Raw genomic sequence first — 17,126 nt, 5'->3', positions numbered from 1 at the left:
GGTCACCACTCGACCGGCAGGGACGCGAGCCCGTACACGAGGTGGAAGGCGCGGAAGCGCCCCTCGGGCTCGGCGGCGCGCAGCGCGGGGAACCTTTCGAGCAGGGCGGGGAAGGCGATCCGCATCTCCATCCGGGCCAGCGGCGCGCCCAGGCAGTGGTGGACGCCGTGGCCGAAGGCCAGGTGGCCGGGCGCGCCCCGGGCGATGTCGAACGCATGCGGTTCGGGCAGGAAGGCGGGGTCGCGGTTGGCGGCGGGCAGCGAGCACATGACCAGCTCGCCGGGCCGGATGGTGTGCCCGGCGAGCTCCACCTCGGCCGCGGCGACCTTCAGCGTGCCCGAGTGGATGATGCTGAGCCAGCGCAGCAGCTCCTCCACGGCGGCGTCGATCCGCTCGGGCTCCGCGCGCAGCAGGTCGAGCTGCTCCGGGTGCCGCAGCAGGGCGAGGGCGCCGAGGCCGAGCATGTTGGAGGTGGTCTCGTGGCCGGCCACGAGTAGCAGGTTGCCGATGCCGACGAGCTCGTCGTCGGTCAGGTCGTCGCCGTGCTCGCGCACCAGCATGCCGAGCAGTTCCTCGCCCGGCTCGGCGCGCACGCGGCCGACCAGGTCGGCCATGTAGGCGCGCGACTCCAGTTGCAGCGCCACCCGCTCCTGCGGTGGCACCGACATGTCGAGCATGCGGCTCGTCCGGTGCTGGAAGCCGGCGCGGTCGGCGTACGGCACGCCCAGCAGCTCGCAGATCACCAGGGACGGGATCGGCAGGGCGAACGCCGGCACGAGGTCGGCCGGTGACCCGGCGCGCTCCAGGGCGTCGAGGTGTTCGGCCACGATGCGCGTGATCCGTGGCTCCAGCCGGCGCATCCGGCGGAGGGTGAACTCTCCCGCCAGCAGCTTGCGCAGCCGGGTGTGCTCGGGCGGATCGTGGGCGAGCAGGTTGCCCGCCTGGAGCCGGGTGAGCTGTTCCTCGGTGAACTCGGGAGCCCCCGGCAGCCTGGCCAGTCCCTGCCTGGCGAGGGGGAACCGCTCGGCGTCGCCCAGCACCATGCGCACGTCGGCGTGGCGGGTGACGAGCCAGGCCTGCTGGCCGAGCGGCGTCATGACGCGCCGGACGCCCTCCTCCTCGCGCAGCCTGCCCAGGTCGGGGGCCGGGTCGAAGCCCGCCCGGCGCATGTGCAGCGGCAGTGTCACGGTCTCGCTCATGCGGCCCCCTGGGTGCGTCGCCGGCGGGAGGTGCTCCGCCTCGAACCCTAACAAGGGACGGCGATCAGGCAAGGGATCTTGGGCCCGCGGCCTTACCCGGCACTGGGACTGTCTTGACCGGGGCCTGCTTGACCGGGGATTTCCCGGCTGGTCGGCTGGTGAGAACGGGAGGGGGCCGCGATGGCGGAGCAGGCGCTGGCGCGCAACCCGGGGGAGGGCAGGGCGTACTGGGTGCTCGGCGGCCTCTACGAGGTCAAGGCCGCGAGCGAGGAGACGGGCGGCGTGATGACCGTCGTGGAGATGACCATCCCGGCCGGGATGGGCCCGCCGCCCCACACCCATCCGGGCACGGAGACGATCTACGTCCTGGAGGGCAGGGTCCGCTTCCACGTCGAGGGCGAGAAGATCGACGGCGGGCCCGGATCGTTCTTCCACGCTCCCGAGCGGATGTGGGAGAACTTCGAGCCGCTGACCGACGCCCGGCTGCTGGTGATCTACACGCCCGGCGGGATGGAGCGGTTCTTCGCCGAGATCGGCGAGGTGGCGCCGGTCCGCGAGGTGCCGCCGGGCGACCATCCGCTGCCCGGCCTGCGGTGGGTGACGAGCATCGGGCACAGGTACGGGCTGGAGATGCGGCTGCCCGACTGACCGCGCCGTCGCGGGTCCGCGCCCACCCGGAATGGGCTGGCGTAATGTGAGTTTTGTGGCCTTCAGTCGTGATTGTCACTACCGTCCTGTGCGGGGGGCGGGTGGAGCGCACATGAAAGTGGTACCGACCGGAACGGGGAGTGTGGGGCTGCCGGCCGAGCTGACCAGCTTCGTCGGCCGGCGACAGGAGATCGCCGACGTCAAGCGGCTGCTGTCCGGCTCCCGGCTGGTGACCCTCGTCGGCGTGGGCGGCGTGGGCAAGACGCGGCTCGCCCTGCGGGTCGCGGCCGACGTGCGGCGGGCGTTCCCCGACGGCGTCGCCCTCGTCGAGCTGGCCACCCTCGAAGGCCCTGACCTGCTGGTCCGCACGGTGAGCGAGGTGCTGCAGATCGTCGACTTCAGCACCCGGCCCGCGCTGGACGTCCTCGCCGAGCGGATCCGCGACAAGCGGATGCTGCTCGTGCTCGACAACTGCGAGCATCTGCTGCACGACTGCGCGGTCCTCGCCGAGACGCTCGTACGCGCCGGGGCCGGCCTGCGCATCCTGGCGACGAGCCGGCAGGCCCTCGGCGCCACCGGAGAGCAGACGATGGTGGTGCCCGCCCTCCCGCTGCCCGAGCGCGACGGCTCCCGCCTGTCGGCGGAGGCACTGGAACGGTCCGACGCGGTGCGCCTGTTCGCCGAGCGGGCCGCGGCCGTCGTGCCCGGATTCGAGGTGACCGAGGACAACCGCGACGCCGTCGCCCGGATCTGTGCCAGCCTGGACGGCATCCCGCTGGCCATCGAACTGGCCGCGGTCCGGTTGCGCGCCCTCTCCGTCGAACAGTTGCTCCTCCGGCTGGAGGACCGGTTCGGGCTGCTCACCGCCGGGTCGCGGGCGCTGCTGCCCCGGCAGCGGACCCTGCGGGCCCTCATCGACTGGAGCCACACCCTCTGCACCGAACAGGAGCAGCTCCTCTGGGGCCGCCTGTCGGTGTTCGCCGGCAGCCTCGACCTGGAGGCCGCCGAGAAGGTGTGCTCCGGCGACGGCATCGCCGCCGAGGAGGTCGTCGACCTCGTCATCGGCCTGGTGGACAAGTCGATCCTCATCCGCGAGGAGCACCAGCCGAACGTGCGCTACCGGCTGCTGGAGACGATCCGCCAGTACGGGCGGGACCGGCTGCGCGAGTCCGGTCAGGAGGAGGCGCTGCGGCGCCGGCACCGCGACTGGTTCCACGAGCTGGTGATCGACGCCCACCGGCAGTGGTTCGGCCCGGACCAGGTGAGCTGGTACACCCGGCTGCGCACCGAACACGACAACCTGCGCACCGCGCTCGACTTCTGCGCCACCACGCCGGGCGAGTCCGAGACGGGCCTGACCATGGCCACGGCGTTGCGCTACTACTGGATCGCCGCCGACTTCCCGCAGGAGGCGCGGAGCTGGCTGGGCCGCCTGCTCGCCATCGACCCGCGGCCGACGTCGGCCCGCGCCTGGGCACAGTGCCTCACGGCCCGGCTCGCGGTCCTGCAGAGCGACTTCGCGGTGGCCGAGTCCCTCATCCCGCAGTGCCGCGAGCTGGGGGAGCGGCTGCGCGACCCCGCCCTCACCGGGGCCACCGCGTACGTCGCCGGCCTCGGGGCGCTGCTGCGACGGGATCTCGAAGCGGCACGGACCCTGCTGGGCGAGGCGCTGGAGCACTGCCGCCGCGCCGACGACCCGATGGGGACCGCCAACGCGCTGATCTACCTGGCCACCACCCACTCGCTGCTCGGCTCGTCCGAGGAGGCCGGCGCGCGTTTCGAGGAGTGCCTGGCGATCTGCGGGCCGCGCCGCGAGCACTGGTTCCGGTCGTACACGCTGTGGGCGTACGGGATCGAGGTGTGGCGGCGCGGCGACACGCGGCGGGCGATCGAGATGGAACGCGAGGCCGTCCGGCTCAAGGAGCCCTTCGACGACGGCCTGGGCGTCGCGCTGTGCATCGAGGCGCTGGCGTGGATGGGCTGCGGCGCGGGCGCCCGGGAGACCGAGCGCGCCGCGTTGCTGCTCGGGGCCCTGCGGGAGATCTGGCGCTCCTACGGCGGCCCCCTGTTCGGCTACCTGGCCGAGTACCACGACGCCTGCGAGCTGACCGCGCGGGAGGCCCTCGGCGCCCGGAAGTTCGACGCCGCTGTCCGCAAGGGCGCGGGGCTCACCGCCGGCGAGGCGCTGGAGTACGCGATGCGCCCCGGCCTGCCCGCCCCGGAGCCCGGGCACGAGGCGTCGCCGCTGACCCCCCGCGAGATGGAGATCGCCGGGCTCGTCGCCCAGGGCATGAGCAACAAGGCGATCGCGGCCACGCTGGTGATCGCGCAGCGCACCGCGGAGGGGCACGTCGAGCACATCCTCAGCAAGCTGGGCTTCACCTCCAGGGTCCAGATCGCCGCCTGGGTCAGCCGGCAGGGGCGGTCCGAGAACGGCCGGGTCCCCGGGACCTCGCCATGAGCGCCACCGGGAAGCGCCCCCTCTCCGCGGTGGACCACGGCCGCGAGCAGGGCCGCGAGGACGGCCACGAGCAGGGCCGGGAGCACGGCCGCGAGCCGAGCCGGGAGCAGGGCCGCGACTGTGAGCACGTCAGGGAGCCGTCGAGCTTCGTCGGCCGCAGGCACGAGCTGGCCACGGCCAGGAAGATGCTGTCGCAGGCCAGGCTGCTGACCCTGACCGGCACCGGCGGCGTCGGCAAGACGCGCCTGGCGTTGCGGCTGGCCGAGTCGGTCGGCGGCTACAAGGACGGCGTCGAGGTGGTCGAGCTGGCCACGCTGGAGTCCGGAGACCTGCTCGGACCGGCCGTCGCCGCCGCCCTCGGGCTGTGCGACGAGCGCCGCGACTCGGCGACCCTGCTCATGGAGTACCTGTCCGACAAGCGGATGCTGCTCGTGCTCGACAACTGCGAACACCTCCTCGACGACTGCGCCCAGCTCGTGGACCGCCTCCTGCGCCGCGCTCCGTACCTGCGGGTGCTCGCGACCAGCAGGCAGACGCTCGGCGTGTACGGCGAGCAGGTGCTGGCCGTGCCGTCGCTGTCGGTGCCGGACCCCGCGCACCCGCCCCGCGACATCGCCCGGCACGACTCGGTGCGGCTGTTCGTGGACCGCGCCGCCATGGCGCGGCCCGGCTTCACCCTGGACGCGGGGAACGCGGCGTGCGTGGCCAGGCTCGCCCAGCGCCTGGAGGGCATCCCTCTCGCGATCGAACTGGCCGCAGCCCGGCTGCGCACGCTGCCGCCGGAACGGCTGCTGAGCGACCTGGACGCGTGCCTGGACGTGAGCGCGGACGGCGGCGGCACCGTCACGCTGCCGCGGCACCGCACGCTGCGCGAGACCATGGACTGGAGCTTCCGGCTCTGCTCGCCGGGCGAGCAGCGGCTGTGGGCGCGGCTGTCGATGTTCCCCGGCGGAGCCGAGCTGGAGACGGCCGAGGAGGTGTGCGCTGGCGACGGGATCGACGCGGGCGAGGTGTTCGACCTGCTGTCGGGGCTGGTGGACAAGTCGATCATGGCGGGCGAGCGTCGGCCGGGCGGGTTCAGGTATCGGATGCTGGAGAGCATCCGCGCGTACGGGGCCGAACGGCTGGAGCCGGCCGAGGAGCGGGCGCTGCGGCGCCGCTGCGTCGGCCACTACCGCGAGCTCACCGAGCGCAACCGGGTCGACCTCGTGGTCCCGGACCAGGTCGAACGCTACCGGATCCTGCAACGCGAGCTGCCCAACGTGCGGGCCGCGCTCGACCTGAGCCTGGACGACCCCGAGCTGACGCCCAACGGCCTGGAGACGGCGACGGCGCTGTGGGGCTACTGGCTGATCGCGGGCACCTTCACCGAGGGCCGCTACTGGATCGGGCGCTGCCTGGACCGGGTGCCCGACCCGACGGGCGCCCGCGCCACCGCGCTGTGGGTGGACGCCATGCTCGCCCTGCGCCAGGGCGACCCGGCCGCCGCCGCGCCCAGGATGGAGGAGTGCCAGGTCATCGCGCGCCTGCCGGGCAACGAGGAGGTCATGCCGTACGCCATCCGCACCTCGGGCATCCTCGCGTACGCGACCGGCGAGCCCGAGCGCGGCATGGCGCTGCTGGAGGAGGCGCTGGTCCGGCACCGCGCCATCGGCGACGTCTCCGGGGTCGTCTTCGCCCTCTACTACCTGGCCGCGTACGGCTCCGTCCTGGACCCCGACCGGTCCGCCGCGCTCGGCGAGGAGCTGCTGGAGCTGTGCGAGACGCACCACGCGGTGGTCTGCCGCGGGTACGCCCAGCTCTCCCTCGGCCTGGCGGCCTGGAACCAGGGCGACCCGGTCCGGGCCGAGGCGCTGGTGAGCGCCGCCGCCGAGTTCACCGAGGAGGTCAACGACCGGTGGTGCCTCACGCAGTGCCTGGAGGTGCTGGCCTGGACCGCGGGCGCCCGTGACGATCACCGCCGGGCCGCGTTGCTGCTGGGGGCGGCGCACGCCATGTGGCAGGCGGTCGAGGCCTCGCCGCAGCGGCTGTGGTACCACGCGGTGTGGCACGGACGCTGCGAGGATCAGGCGCGCCGGGCTCTGGGAGAGCGGGCCTTCAGGTCGGCCTTCCTGGAGGGCGCCAGGCAACGGGCGGCCAACAGGTTGCTCCAGGCGGTCAGCGCGTGACGGGGCGGACGCCCCAGGCCTCAGGGCAGCCAGCTCACCCGGCCGCGCAGGGCGGCGTAGCCGACGAAGGCGACGGCGTCGATGAGCGTGTGCGCCACCACGAGCGGCATCGCCCGCCCCCACCGCTGGTAGAGCCGCCCGAACACCACCCCCATCACCACGTTGCCGACGAACCCGCCGAACCCCTGGTAGAGGTGGTACGAGCCGCGCAGCACCGCCGACAGCGCGACCGCCCGCCAGGGGCTCCATCCGGCCTGGTCCAGCCGGTGCAGCAGGTAGCCGGCGACCAGCACCTCCTCCAGCACCCCGTTCTGGGCCGCCGCCAGGAGCAGCACCGGCACCCGCCACCACTCGTCCGGCAGGTTGCCTGCGACGACGGCGAGGTTCACCCCCAGGGCGTACACGAGGAGGTAGAAGGCGAGGCCCGTCCCTCCGATCACGGCGGCGAGCGTGGCGCCGCGCCGCAGGTCGCGTCCCGGCTCGCGGAGGTCCACGCCGATGGTGCGCATCGACTCGGCCGACCGGACCAGCAGGTAGGCGACGAGGGCGACCGGCGCCACGTGGACGGCGATGCCGACGAGCTGCAGGGTCAGGTCGTACCACGGTCGTCCCGGTGCCATCGACCCGACGAGCACGGCCTGCTGGCCTTTGAGGTCCTTCGGCGCGGTGAGCGCCCCGATCAGCCGGACGAGGGCGACGAGGCCGCTGGCGCCGAGTGAGACGGCGAAGACCACGAGCAGCTCGGCGCGGATCAGGCGGGGCCCGAGCACCGGGAGGCCGGCGGCGGGGGACTGCGTGTGCATGAGCGCAGGGTAACTTCCGTCCCGTCCGTCCCGGATAAACCGCTGCTCATAGTGCCGCCGCCACAAGTCGGGCATATTGTCCTATATAGACACATTTGGGATGAGGGATCCGCCGGGAAGCGAGGCGGCACAGGATGCAGGAACAGACCACCACTGCCCCCACCGGCCCGGGGCGGCCGGCGCCGGGGCTGGACGAGCTGCTGACCGCGACCGTCGCCGGCACCAAGGCGCACATGGGCGCCCTCTACCTGCTGCCGCCCGACGAGCGCGTGCTGCTCATGAGCGCGGTCGTCGGCATCCCCGCCCCCATCGCCAACCAGTGGGCCAGGATCAGGCTGGAGGACCCGGTCCCCGCGGCCGCCGCCGTCCGCGAACGGCGCCTGGTGTGGCTGGCCGGCCCCGAGGACGTGGCCCGCCGGTTCCCGGGCGTGGCGCTGTCACTGCCGTACCACTTCTCGGTGGCCGCCATGCCCGTCCACGCAGGAGGCGTCGACTGGGGCGCGCTGGTGCTGCTGTGGCCCGAACCCCACCCGGCCGAGCTGACCCCGCACGAACTGGAGGTCCTCGAAGGGTCCACCCGCCGGATGGGCACCCTCCTGCGCCGGGCCGCCGACCACGGCGAGCCCCTGCTGCCCGGCTCCCGCCCGCGCATCCTGACGCCACGGCGCGCCCGCCACGGCGACCCCGCCGACGCTCTGGCCGCGTTCGACTACCTCAACCGGCTGCCCTGGGGCGCCTGCGCCATGGACATGGAGGGCCGGGTCACCTTCATCACCCCCCAGGCGGCCGCCCTGCTGGAGGTCGAGCCCGCGGACCTGCTGTGCATGCGCCCCTGGGAGGTGCTGCCGTGGATGGGCGACCCCGTCTTCGAGGACCACTACCGCGAGGCCGTGCTCAGCCACCAGCCCACGTCGTTCACCGCCCGGCACCCGTCCGGGCGGCGCCTGTCGTTCGAGTTCCACTCCGACCAGACCGGGATCAGCGTCCGCATCGCCCCTGACCTCACCGCCCCGCCGCCGGCGGGGGAGGAGCGGAGCCACACGGCCGACAGCAGGACGCTGCGGGCGGACGCCCTGTACAACATGGTCCACCTCGCGGCCAACCTCACCCGCGCGGTCACCGTGCAGGACGTGACCGACCTCGTCGCCGACCAGGTCATGTCGGTCTGCGACATCCAGGCCCTCGCCCTCGTCATCGCCGAGAACGGGCGGCTGCGGGTCGTCGGCGAGCGCGGCTACGGCCCCGGCTTCGTCGACCGCTACGACGGCCTGCCGATCGACGCGCCCACCGGCACCTGCGACGCCCTCCGCAGCGGTGACCCGGAGTTCTACGGCAACTGGGAGGAGTACAAGCAGAACTACCCCGACGCCGTCCGCTACGACGACATGTCCGCCTGGGCCCTGCTGCCGCTCATCACCTCCGGCCGGCCCTTCGGCCTGTGCCTGTTCGGCTACGACCGGCCGCACATCTTCAGCCCCGACGAGCGGGCCACGCTCACCTCGCTCGCCGGCCTCATCGGGCAGGCCCTCGAACGCGCCCGCCTCTACGACGTCAAGCACCAGCTCGCCGAATGCCTGCAGGCCAGCCTGCTGCCCAGCGAACTGCCCGTCGTCGATGACCTGGAGGTCGCCGCCCACTACCTGCCCGCCACCCGCGGCATGGACATCGGCGGCGACTTCTACGACCTCATCCGCCTGGACGACACCACGGTCGCCGCCGTCATCGGCGACGTCCAGGGCCACGACATGACCGCCGCCGCCCTCATGGGCCAGGTGCGCACCGCCATCCACGCCCACGCCACCGCGGGCGCCAGCCCCGGCGAGGTGCTCGCCCACACCAACCTGCTGCTCATCGACCTCGCGCCGGAGCTGTTCACGAGCTGCCTGTACGTCACCCTGGACCTCAAACGCCGCCGGGCCACGCTGGCCAGCGCCGGCCACCTGCCGCCCCTGCTGCACACGCCCGGCTCGGTCGCCCGCAGCGTGGACCTGCCGCCCGGCCTGCTGCTCGGCCTCGAACCCGACGCCGACTACCCCACCCGGGAGATCCCGTTCCCGACGGGCTCCGTGCTCGCCCTCTACACCGACGGTCTCATCGAGGAGCCGGGCGTCGATCTCGACCAGGGCATCGCCGACCTCGCCGCGCACCTCACCCGGGCGGCGGACCTGCCGCTGCACATCCTCGTCCAGCTCCTCATCGACCAGGCCGAGAGCGTCGACCACCGCACCGACGACATCGCCCTGCTGCTGCTGAAGTCCCCGCCCTGACGCGGGTCAGGCGGCGTCACGGTGCCCACCCGGTCGCCCCCGCTCCTCGTACGGCACGGCCAGGTCGGCGCCGCGCGGGCCGGGATAGGGGTCGCCGCTGCGCAGGCCGGCCGTCTGGATGATCCGGCTGATGTCGCTCGGCGTGAGCAGCCCGACCAGGCGCCCGCCCGCGTCGAGCACCACGGCCCGGCCGTCGGCGCAGCCGCCCATCCGGGTCAGCAGCTCGGTCAGCGGCTCATCGGGCCGGGCCGACGGCACGTCGGCGGCCGGGCACGCGATGTCGCGCAGCCGCTTCACCGGCCGCTCCTCGGCCGGCACGTTCCTGATCCGGTTGAGCGTCACCAGCCCGGCGAACCGGCCGTGCTGGTCCACCAGCGGATACGTGGACAGCCGGTGCCGCAGCACCGCCTGCTCGACCAGCGTCGCGACCCGCTCGTCCGGGTCGGCCACGACCAGCCGGTCCGACATGACGTCGCCCACCCGCAGCCCGTGCAGCGCGGTGCCGAGCTGGGCCTGCTGCTCCTCGGCGCTGGCGGCGTTCACCAGGAACAGGCCGATGAGGGCCAGCCACAGCCCTTCGAAGCCCCGGCCCGTCACCACCTGGAGGAACCCGACCGCGATCAGGGCGTACCCGAAGCCGCGCCCGGCGCGGGCGGCGGCGATCGCGGCGCGCGGCCGGTCGCCCCACCGGGCCCACAGGGCCGCACGCAGCACCCGGCCGCCGTCCAGCGGCGCGGCGGGGATCAGGTTGAACACGGCCAGCAGCACGTTCACCCCGGCGAGATAGGCGAGCATGCCCACCAGCAGCGGTGTGCCGCCCGCCGCCGCGGCCAGCAGCGCGAGCCCGCCGAACACCCCGCCGCACACCAGGCTCGTCAACGGTCCCACCACCGCGATCTTCAGGTCCGCGCCGGGGCTGCGGGGCTCGCCGCGCAGCTCCGCCACCCCGCCGAGCAACCACAGCGTGATCCGCCCCACCGCGATGCCGTGGCGCTGGGCCATCACCGCGTGCGCCAGCTCGTGGGCCAGCAACGACAGCAGGAACAGCACCGCCACCACGAGCCCGGCCAGCAGGTAGACCAGCGTGGACCAGCCCGGGAAGACGACGGGGAAACGGCCGAACGCCAGCCCGAACACGAGGATGGCGACGATGACCAGGACGCTGATGTTCAGCCCGACCGGCACTCCCGCGATGCGGCCCAGGCGGATCGACGAGCCCATCTGCTCCTCCTGCTGGTTGGCTGTGCGGTCCCTGTACCCAGGCCGGGGCCCCGCTCACGTCCCCTTCCCGCCGCCCGGCCGGTTTCGCGGGCGGCCCAGGAGGCACAGTCAGTACGTGGACGGCGTCTGGGATCTCGTGGTCATCGGCGGCGGGCCGGCGGGAGCGGCGGCGGCACTGCGCGCGGCCCAGCTCCGGCCCGACGCCCGGGTTCTCCTGCTGGACAAGGCCGACTTCCCCCGCGACAAGGCGTGCGGCGACGGCATCGCCGCCCACGGCCGGGACGAGCTGGCCCTGCTCGGCCTGCCCGGCCTCCTCGACGACTATCGGCCCACCCCCCACCTGTCGGTCGTCTCGCCCAGCGGCGCGCGCGTGTCCGCCACCGCGGCCAGGCCCAACCACGTCGTCCCCCGCAAGGTGTTCGACGCCCGCCTGGTGGCGGCTGCCCGCGCCCGCGGCGTCGAGGTGCGCCGCCACCGGGTCCGCGACCTGCGGGCGGACGGCGGTGACGTCGTCGTGGACGCGACGATCCGGGCCCGCGCCGTCGTGGCCGCCGACGGCGCCCACTCGGCCGTGCGCCGCCTCATCGGCCTCCCGGCCGCCACCGCGCGGCACACCGCGATCGCCGTACGCGGCTACGCCGACGTCCCGCCGGACGACGACGCCCAGCTCATCGCCATGCAGAAGGAAGGCTGGCCCGCCTACGCGTGGTCGTTCCCCATCGGCGACGGCACGGCGAACGTCGGCTTCGGGATGCTCCTGCCCCGCCTGCACGCCGCCGGCCGGCCGGGCCGCGAGGTGCTGCACGGCCGGCTCGCCGAGCTGCTGCCCGACCGGCCGGCCCGCGACCTGCGGGCGCACCACCTGCCCCTGTCGACCGGCCGTCCGGCTCCCGGGGCGGGCCGGGTCATGCTCGCCGGCGACGCCGCCAGCCTCATCAACCCGCTCACCGGCGAGGGCATCTACTACGCGCTGCTGTCCGGGCGGCTGGCCGGGGAGGCGGCCGTGCGGGCGGCGGCCGACCCGCTGCCCGCCTACCGTCGCGATCTCCGCCGGGCCCTCGGCCGGCACCTGCGCACCACCGACGTGCTGGCCCGCCTCGCCCAGTCGCCGGGGTTCATCGACGCCGCGATCGGCACGGCCGCGCACCGCAAGGAGGTCTTCGACCTGCTCGTCGAGGTGGGGCTCGGCGCCGGCACGGTGCCGCCGCCGCTCGCGGTCGCGGTGGCCCGCCGCTGGCTGCGCGACTCCCTCACCGGCCGCCCCTAGCCGCTCGCCAGGTCTGGCCGTCGCCCTCCCCGGGGCCGGGCCCGCAAGGTCTGGCCGTCGCCCTCCCCAGGGCCGGGCTCGCCGGGCCTAGCCGTCGCCCTCCCCGCGCATCAGGACGCCGGTCGGCTGCCCGGACGGGCCGAGGCCGCCGTCCGGGTCGTCGACCAGCGTGCACGCGGCGACCGGCCCGTTGGAGACGCCGCTCCACATCCCCGCGACCGTCATGTCGGCCCCCTCGCGGACACCGAACTCCAGCACCGCCGTCTGACCCTCCTTCACCGCCGCCGGGTCGATGCTGAACCCGACACCTTCCGGCGGAGCCGTGTCCTTGCGGACGAACAGCTTGCCCAGCACCGTCCCCTCGTCCGCCCAGCTCTGGCTGCGCGGTTGCGGATCGCACCGCTTGCCGGGCGGGATGTAGTCGACGACGGTGTTCACCCCCATGGCACGCAGGTCCTCCTGCAGCGCCTCGGGGTTCTTCGCCTGGTTGATCGTGACGGTGATGGTCCCGTCGGGGTTCCTGTCGATCGCGTAGGCGGGGGCGCCGCCGCCGAGGACGAGCGGCGCGCCGACCACCAGCGCGGCGGCCAGTCCGGCCGCGGGCAGCAGCAGCGCGGGACGCGGCAGCCGGCGGTGCCTGGGCTGGATCTCGGTCATGACGAACTCCTTGAGTTGCCGGTGACGGCCCTCAGGAAGATCGCGCTCCGCAGGGGGCGGCAGCAGTCTGGCCAGCTCCTCGTTCATCGGATCTCCTTCATCGGGCTTCGGTCACCCTCTACCTGTCGCGGTGACGGCGCGGGTTCCAACTTTCTGCGCGCCCTGGCCAACCGGGACTTCACCGTGCCGACGGGGACGCCGAGCGCCTCGGCCGCCTCCGCGTAGCTCAGGCCCGACCAGACGCACAACGCGACCACCTCCTGCTCGTGGCGGCGCAGCCCGCCGTACGCCTGCCTGATCGCGGCCAGCCGCTCGGCGTCGTCGATGCGGCCGGCGATCTCGTCGGCGAAGTCGGCCACCGCCTCGGGCCTGGGCATCCGTGCCATCGCGTCCCGGTGCCGGCGGGCGGCCCGCCGCATGTTGCGCACGACGTTGGTGGCGATGCCCAGTAACCATGGGCGCAGGGACCCGCCGTCGGCGTCGATCTTCCGTCTGAGGCGCCACGCCTCCAGGAACGTCAGCGACAGCGCGTCCTCGGCGGCGGCCCAGTCGCCGAGCACGCGGTAGGCATGGGAGTAGACCGCGCGCGCGTACTCGTCGAAGAGTTGCGCGAACGCGGTGGCGTCACCGTCACGAATACGGGCGCGATATGACATGTCCACGTAGGGAACTGTCCGCGGCCGGCACGGGGTTCCAGGACGGAGTGACCCGCCCGGCCCCGCCTGACCCCCTCGTCATCACGATCGGCGCGTCCGCTCAGGGTGAGCCGGTCAGGCCGCCGCCGTTGCCCACGAGCAGGGCCACGTCCACCGCCGCCACCCCGATCGCCGCCGCGAACGGGCCGTTCGGGAACCTGCCGTGCAGCAGCAACCCCGCGCCCGCGATCGCGGCGGCGGCGGCCAGCGCGAGCCGGCCGAGCACCGAGGCCCCGCCGGACGGCGCGAGGGCGAGCAGCGCCGACGCGGCCAGCAGCAGGACCGGCGCCAGCACGCGCGCCCGGCCCGCACCCAGCCGCTGCGGCCAGCCGAGCACCCCCGCGGCCACGTCGTCCGCGATGTCCGGCAGCGCGTTGGCCAGGTGCGCCCCGCAGCCCAGCAGGGCGGCGGCCGGCATCGCCCACCAGGCCGGCCACGGCTGCCCCGGCAGGCCCAGCGTCACGAAGGCCGGCAACGACCCGAACCCCACCGCGTACGGCACCCACGACAGCACAGTCGCCTTGACGCCGAGGTCGTAGGCCCAGGCCGCCCCCACCCCCACCAGGTGGACGAGCCCGGCGAGCGGCCCCGAGGCCAGGGACAGCGGCACGCACAGCACCAGCGCGACCACCGCGGCCGCCCGCACGGTCCCGGCGCGCACCGCCCCGGCCACGATCGGCTTGCCGGCACGCCCCGCCGCCTCGTCGAGCTCCGCGTCCACGGCGTCGTTGCACCAGCCCACCGACAACTGCCCGGTGAGCACGGCGGCGGCCACCAGCACGCAGCCCAGGAGGTCTCGCCCGCTCGCCACCGCCAACGCCGTGACCAGCACGGTGACGGCCACCGTCGGACCCGGATGGCACGCCCGCGCCAGCCCACCGGCCACCCGCCGCAGCCTCACCCCACCGCCCGCCACACCACGATCGTAGGCCCGCCCGCGCGGCCGCGCCGTGACGCGAGGCCGTCACCTGACCAAGGCCGGACGGGATTCGCGACACCTCGTGGGCTTATCGCGCGCACGGCAGGGAAACGTCCGGAGAGTCGGAGCACGCACCTTTGACGGGGGAGCCCACATGACCCGTATCGCCGCGGTACGAGCCTCGTTCCCCCCGCACCGCTACCCGCAGGCCGAGCTGACCGACATGGCGGCGCGGCTGTGCCTGCCGGAGGGAGCCGACCGCAGGGTGCTCGACCGTTTACACCACAGCGCCCGGGTCGAGTTCCGCAACCTCGCCCTGCCGATCGAGCGGTACGACAAGCTCGACGGCTTCGGCGCGGCCAACGAGGCGTTCGTGGACACCGCGGTCGAGCTGGGGACGGAGACCGTCGCGGCGGCGCTGCTGGCCGCGGGGGTCGCGCCGGACGAGGTGGATCTGATCATGTTCACCTCCGTCACCGGCGTGGCCGCGCCGTCCGTGGACGCCCGGATCGCCGGACGGCTAGGGCTGCGGCCCGACGTCAAGCGGGTGCCCGTCTTCGGGCTCGGGTGCGTCGCGGGAGCCGCGGGGCTGGCCCGGCTGCACGACTACCTCCTCGGCTGGCCGGGCCACGTGGCGGTCCTGCTGTCGGTGGAGCTGTGCTCGCTCACGGTCCAGCGCGGTGACGCCTCGCCCGCCAACCTGGTGGCCAGCGCCCTGTTCGGCGACGGCGCCGCGGCCGTGGTGGCCTGCGGCGGCGCCCGGCCCGGCGCGCCCGACGGGGAGGCGCCGGGGCCGCGGGTGGTGGCCACGCGCGGCCACCTCTACCCGGGGTCCGAGCACGTCATGGGCTGGCAGGTGCGCGACACCGGATTCGGGGTGCTGCTCGACGCGAGCGTGCCCGACGTCGTCCGCCGCCACCTGGCAGGCGACGTGCACGGGTTCCTGGCCGACCACGGGCTGACCACGCGCGACGTGGCCGCGTGGGTGTGCCACCCGGGCGGGCCCAAGGTGCTGGAGGCCGTCGCCGAGACGCTGGATCTGCCCGCCGGGGCGCTCGACCTGACATGGCGGTCGCTGGCGGCCAACGGCAACCTGTCGTCGTCGTCGGTGCTCAACGTGCTGGCCGACACCATCGCGCTCCGGCCTCCCCAACCCGGCGCCCACGGCCTGCTCATCGCGATGGGCCCGGGGTTCTGCTCCGAGCTCGTGCTGCTGCGCTGGTGACCGCGATGACCTGGTACCTGCTGCTCATCCTCCTCGTCGCGCTGGAGCGCCTCGCGGAGCTGGTCATCGCCCGCCGCAACGCCCGCTGGAGCCTGGAGCGGGGCGGCGTCGTCAGCGGCCGGGGCCACTACCCGTGGATGGTGGCCCTGCACACCGGCCTGCTCGCCGGCGCGCCCCTGGAGGTGTGGCTGGCCGACCGGCCGTTCCTGCCGGCCCTCGGCTGGCCGATGCTCGCCCTGGTCGTCGCCGCCCAGGGGCTGCGCTGGTGGTGCATCGCCACGCTCGGCCCCCGCTGGAACACCCAGGTCATCGTCGTGCCGGGGCTGCCGCTGGTGACCGGCGGGCCGTACCGGTTCGGATGGCTGCGGCACCCGAACTACGTGGCGGTCGTCGTGGAGGGTGTGGCGTTGCCGCTGGTGCACACGGCCTGGGTCACCGCGCTCGCGTTCACGGTGCTCAACGCGGCGATGATGGTCGTCCGGATCAGGTGCGAGAACGCGGCGCTCGCGACCATGCCGGGGCGGGCCGCGCGTTGATCGACGTGGTGGTGGCCGGCGGGGGCCCCGCCGGGCTGGCCACGGCGATCCACGCCGCGCTGGCCGGGATGGAGGCGGTCGTCGTCGAGCCGCGCACCGGACCGATGGACAAGGCGTGCGGCGAAGGCCTCATGCCGGGCGGAGTGGCGGCGCTGGCGGCGATGGGCGTCCACCCGGCGGGCCGGCGACTGCGCGGCATCCACTACCTCGACGGCCGCCACCAGGCGCGGGCGGCCTTCGGGCAGGCCGAGGGGCTGGGCGTCCGGCGTACCGTGCTGCACGCGGCGCTGGCCCGCCGCGCGGCCGAGCTGGGGGTCAAGACGGTCACCGGCCGGGTGCGCGGGATCACCCAGGACCGCGACGGGGTGGACGCGGCCGGGCTGCGCGCCCGCTGGCTCGTCGCGGCGGACGGCCTGCACTCGCCGACGTGCCGCTCGCTGGGCCTCGACCTGCCCGGCCGGGGTCCGCGCCGGTACGGGCTGCGAGCCCACTTCCGCCTGGCCCCGTGGACGGACTTCGTCGAGGTCCACTGGTCGGGGGACGGCGGGGAGGCGTACGTGACACCGGTGGCCGACGACCTGGTCGGCGTGGCCGTCCTGACCTCGCGGCGACGCCCGTACCACGAGCACCTGGCCGCCTTCCCGGCGCTGCTCACCCGCCTGCGAGGAGCGTGCGACGGGCCCGAGCGGGTGACGGCCGTGCTCGGGGCGGGCCCGTTGCGGCGGCGGGTCCGGGCCCGGGTGGCCGGCCGGGTCCTGCTGGCCGGCGACGCCGCGGGCTACACCGACGCGCTCACCGGAGAGGGCGTCTCCCTCGCGGTGCGGTGTGCCGAGGCGCTGGTCGGCTGCCTGCAGCGGGACCGGCCGCAGGACTACGAGCGGGCCTGGCGGCGGCTGTCGCGCACCCACCGGCTGCTCACCGGCGCGCTGGTGCACGCGGCGCACCGGCCGGCCACGGCCCGCCTGGTGGTGCCCGCGGCGCAGCGCCTCCCGGGACTCTTCACGACCATCGTCCGAACCCTGGCCTGACCACCCACGCGTCCGCCTGACCGGCTACGCGT

At 74.6% G+C, this 17,126-nt stretch carries 14 protein-coding genes; 8 read left to right on the top strand and 6 right to left on the bottom strand.

Features of this window, described 5'->3' with window-relative positions:
* Positions 1-2: 2 nt before the first annotated feature.
* The gene (locus ACGF0J_RS29275; RefSeq protein WP_393150798.1) at positions 3-1,199 is read right to left on the bottom strand and encodes a cytochrome P450; all 1,197 of its coding nucleotides are present in this window, start codon (positions 1,197-1,199) and stop codon (positions 3-5) included.
* 180 nt (positions 1,200-1,379) lie between these two features.
* Between ACGF0J_RS29275 and ACGF0J_RS29270 the strand changes: the two genes are divergently transcribed.
* The 3 genes from ACGF0J_RS29270 to ACGF0J_RS29260 all read left to right on the top strand — a co-directional run bounded on the left by ACGF0J_RS29270 (position 1,380) and on the right by ACGF0J_RS29260 (position 6,476).
* Positions 1,380-1,847 carry a cupin domain-containing protein gene (locus ACGF0J_RS29270; RefSeq protein WP_393150796.1) on the top strand — a complete coding sequence of 156 codons (468 nt, stop codon included), beginning with the start codon at positions 1,380-1,382 and terminating at the stop codon, positions 1,845-1,847.
* Between the two features lie 112 nt (positions 1,848-1,959).
* Positions 1,960-4,308: an ATP-binding protein gene (locus ACGF0J_RS29265; protein ID WP_393150794.1), complete on the top strand. Its 2,349-nt coding sequence runs from the start codon at positions 1,960-1,962 to the stop codon at positions 4,306-4,308.
* Positions 4,305-6,476 carry an ATP-binding protein gene (locus ACGF0J_RS29260; protein ID WP_393150792.1) on the top strand — a complete coding sequence of 724 codons (2,172 nt, stop codon included), beginning with the start codon at positions 4,305-4,307 and terminating at the stop codon, positions 6,474-6,476. The genes ACGF0J_RS29265 and ACGF0J_RS29260 overlap by 4 nt, the downstream gene beginning before the upstream one ends.
* Positions 6,477-6,496: 20 nt before the next feature.
* On the opposite strand, the gene ACGF0J_RS29255 is transcribed toward ACGF0J_RS29260, so the two are convergent.
* Positions 6,497-7,279, bottom strand: a complete 783-nt coding sequence (locus ACGF0J_RS29255; RefSeq protein WP_393150790.1) for a CPBP family intramembrane glutamic endopeptidase — start codon at positions 7,277-7,279, stop codon at positions 6,497-6,499.
* A 134-nt stretch (positions 7,280-7,413) separates the two neighbouring features.
* On the opposite strand from ACGF0J_RS29255, the gene ACGF0J_RS29250 reads away from it, so the two are divergent.
* Entirely contained in the window at positions 7,414-9,546 is a 2,133-nt protein-coding gene (locus ACGF0J_RS29250; protein WP_393150788.1) for a SpoIIE family protein phosphatase, read from the top strand.
* Positions 9,547-9,552: 6 nt separating this feature from the next.
* On the opposite strand, the gene ACGF0J_RS29245 is transcribed toward ACGF0J_RS29250, so the two are convergent.
* Positions 9,553-10,767, bottom strand: a complete 1,215-nt coding sequence (locus tag ACGF0J_RS29245) for a site-2 protease family protein (RefSeq protein ID WP_393150786.1) — start codon at positions 10,765-10,767, stop codon at positions 9,553-9,555.
* Between the two features lie 115 nt (positions 10,768-10,882).
* On the opposite strand from ACGF0J_RS29245, the gene ACGF0J_RS29240 reads away from it, so the two are divergent.
* Complete coding sequence (locus tag ACGF0J_RS29240; protein ID WP_393150783.1) at positions 10,883-12,034, top strand: NAD(P)/FAD-dependent oxidoreductase; 1,152 nt, start codon at positions 10,883-10,885, stop codon at positions 12,032-12,034.
* Between the two features lie 87 nt (positions 12,035-12,121).
* Here ACGF0J_RS29240 and ACGF0J_RS29235 read toward each other — a convergent pair whose 3' ends face one another.
* The 3 genes from ACGF0J_RS29235 to ACGF0J_RS29225 form a co-directional block, all read right to left on the bottom strand.
* Positions 12,122-12,778 carry a hypothetical protein gene (locus tag ACGF0J_RS29235; protein WP_393150781.1) on the bottom strand — a complete coding sequence of 219 codons (657 nt, stop codon included), beginning with the start codon at positions 12,776-12,778 and terminating at the stop codon, positions 12,122-12,124.
* On the bottom strand, positions 12,775-13,347 hold the full coding sequence (locus tag ACGF0J_RS29230) for an RNA polymerase sigma factor (protein WP_393151004.1): 573 nt from the start codon (positions 13,345-13,347) through the stop codon (positions 12,775-12,777). Before ACGF0J_RS29230 ends, ACGF0J_RS29235 begins: the two co-directional genes overlap by 4 nt.
* A 100-nt stretch (positions 13,348-13,447) precedes the next feature.
* Entirely contained in the window at positions 13,448-14,302 is an 855-nt protein-coding gene (locus tag ACGF0J_RS29225; RefSeq protein ID WP_393150778.1) for a UbiA family prenyltransferase, read from the bottom strand.
* Positions 14,303-14,459: 157 nt separating this feature from the next.
* On the opposite strand from ACGF0J_RS29225, the gene ACGF0J_RS29220 reads away from it, so the two are divergent.
* The 3 genes from ACGF0J_RS29220 to ACGF0J_RS29210 are packed head-to-tail and all read left to right on the top strand — an operon-like array spanning position 14,460 to position 17,094.
* Complete coding sequence (locus ACGF0J_RS29220) at positions 14,460-15,530, top strand: type III polyketide synthase (protein WP_393150776.1); 1,071 nt, start codon at positions 14,460-14,462, stop codon at positions 15,528-15,530.
* 5 nt (positions 15,531-15,535) lie between these two features.
* Positions 15,536-16,066: an isoprenylcysteine carboxyl methyltransferase family protein gene (locus tag ACGF0J_RS29215; protein ID WP_393150774.1), complete on the top strand. Its 531-nt coding sequence runs from the start codon at positions 15,536-15,538 to the stop codon at positions 16,064-16,066.
* Positions 16,018-17,094 (top strand): NAD(P)/FAD-dependent oxidoreductase, encoded by a 1,077-nt coding sequence (locus ACGF0J_RS29210; protein WP_393150772.1) that lies wholly within the window; start codon positions 16,018-16,020, stop codon positions 17,092-17,094. Before ACGF0J_RS29215 ends, ACGF0J_RS29210 begins: the two co-directional genes overlap by 49 nt.
* Positions 17,095-17,126 lie beyond the last annotated feature (32 nt).

This window comes from Nonomuraea sp. NPDC047897 (assembly GCF_043204415.1).
Lineage (GTDB): Bacteria > Actinomycetota > Actinomycetes > Streptosporangiales > Streptosporangiaceae > Nonomuraea.
This window is presented reverse-complemented; position numbering and strand designations above follow the sequence as displayed.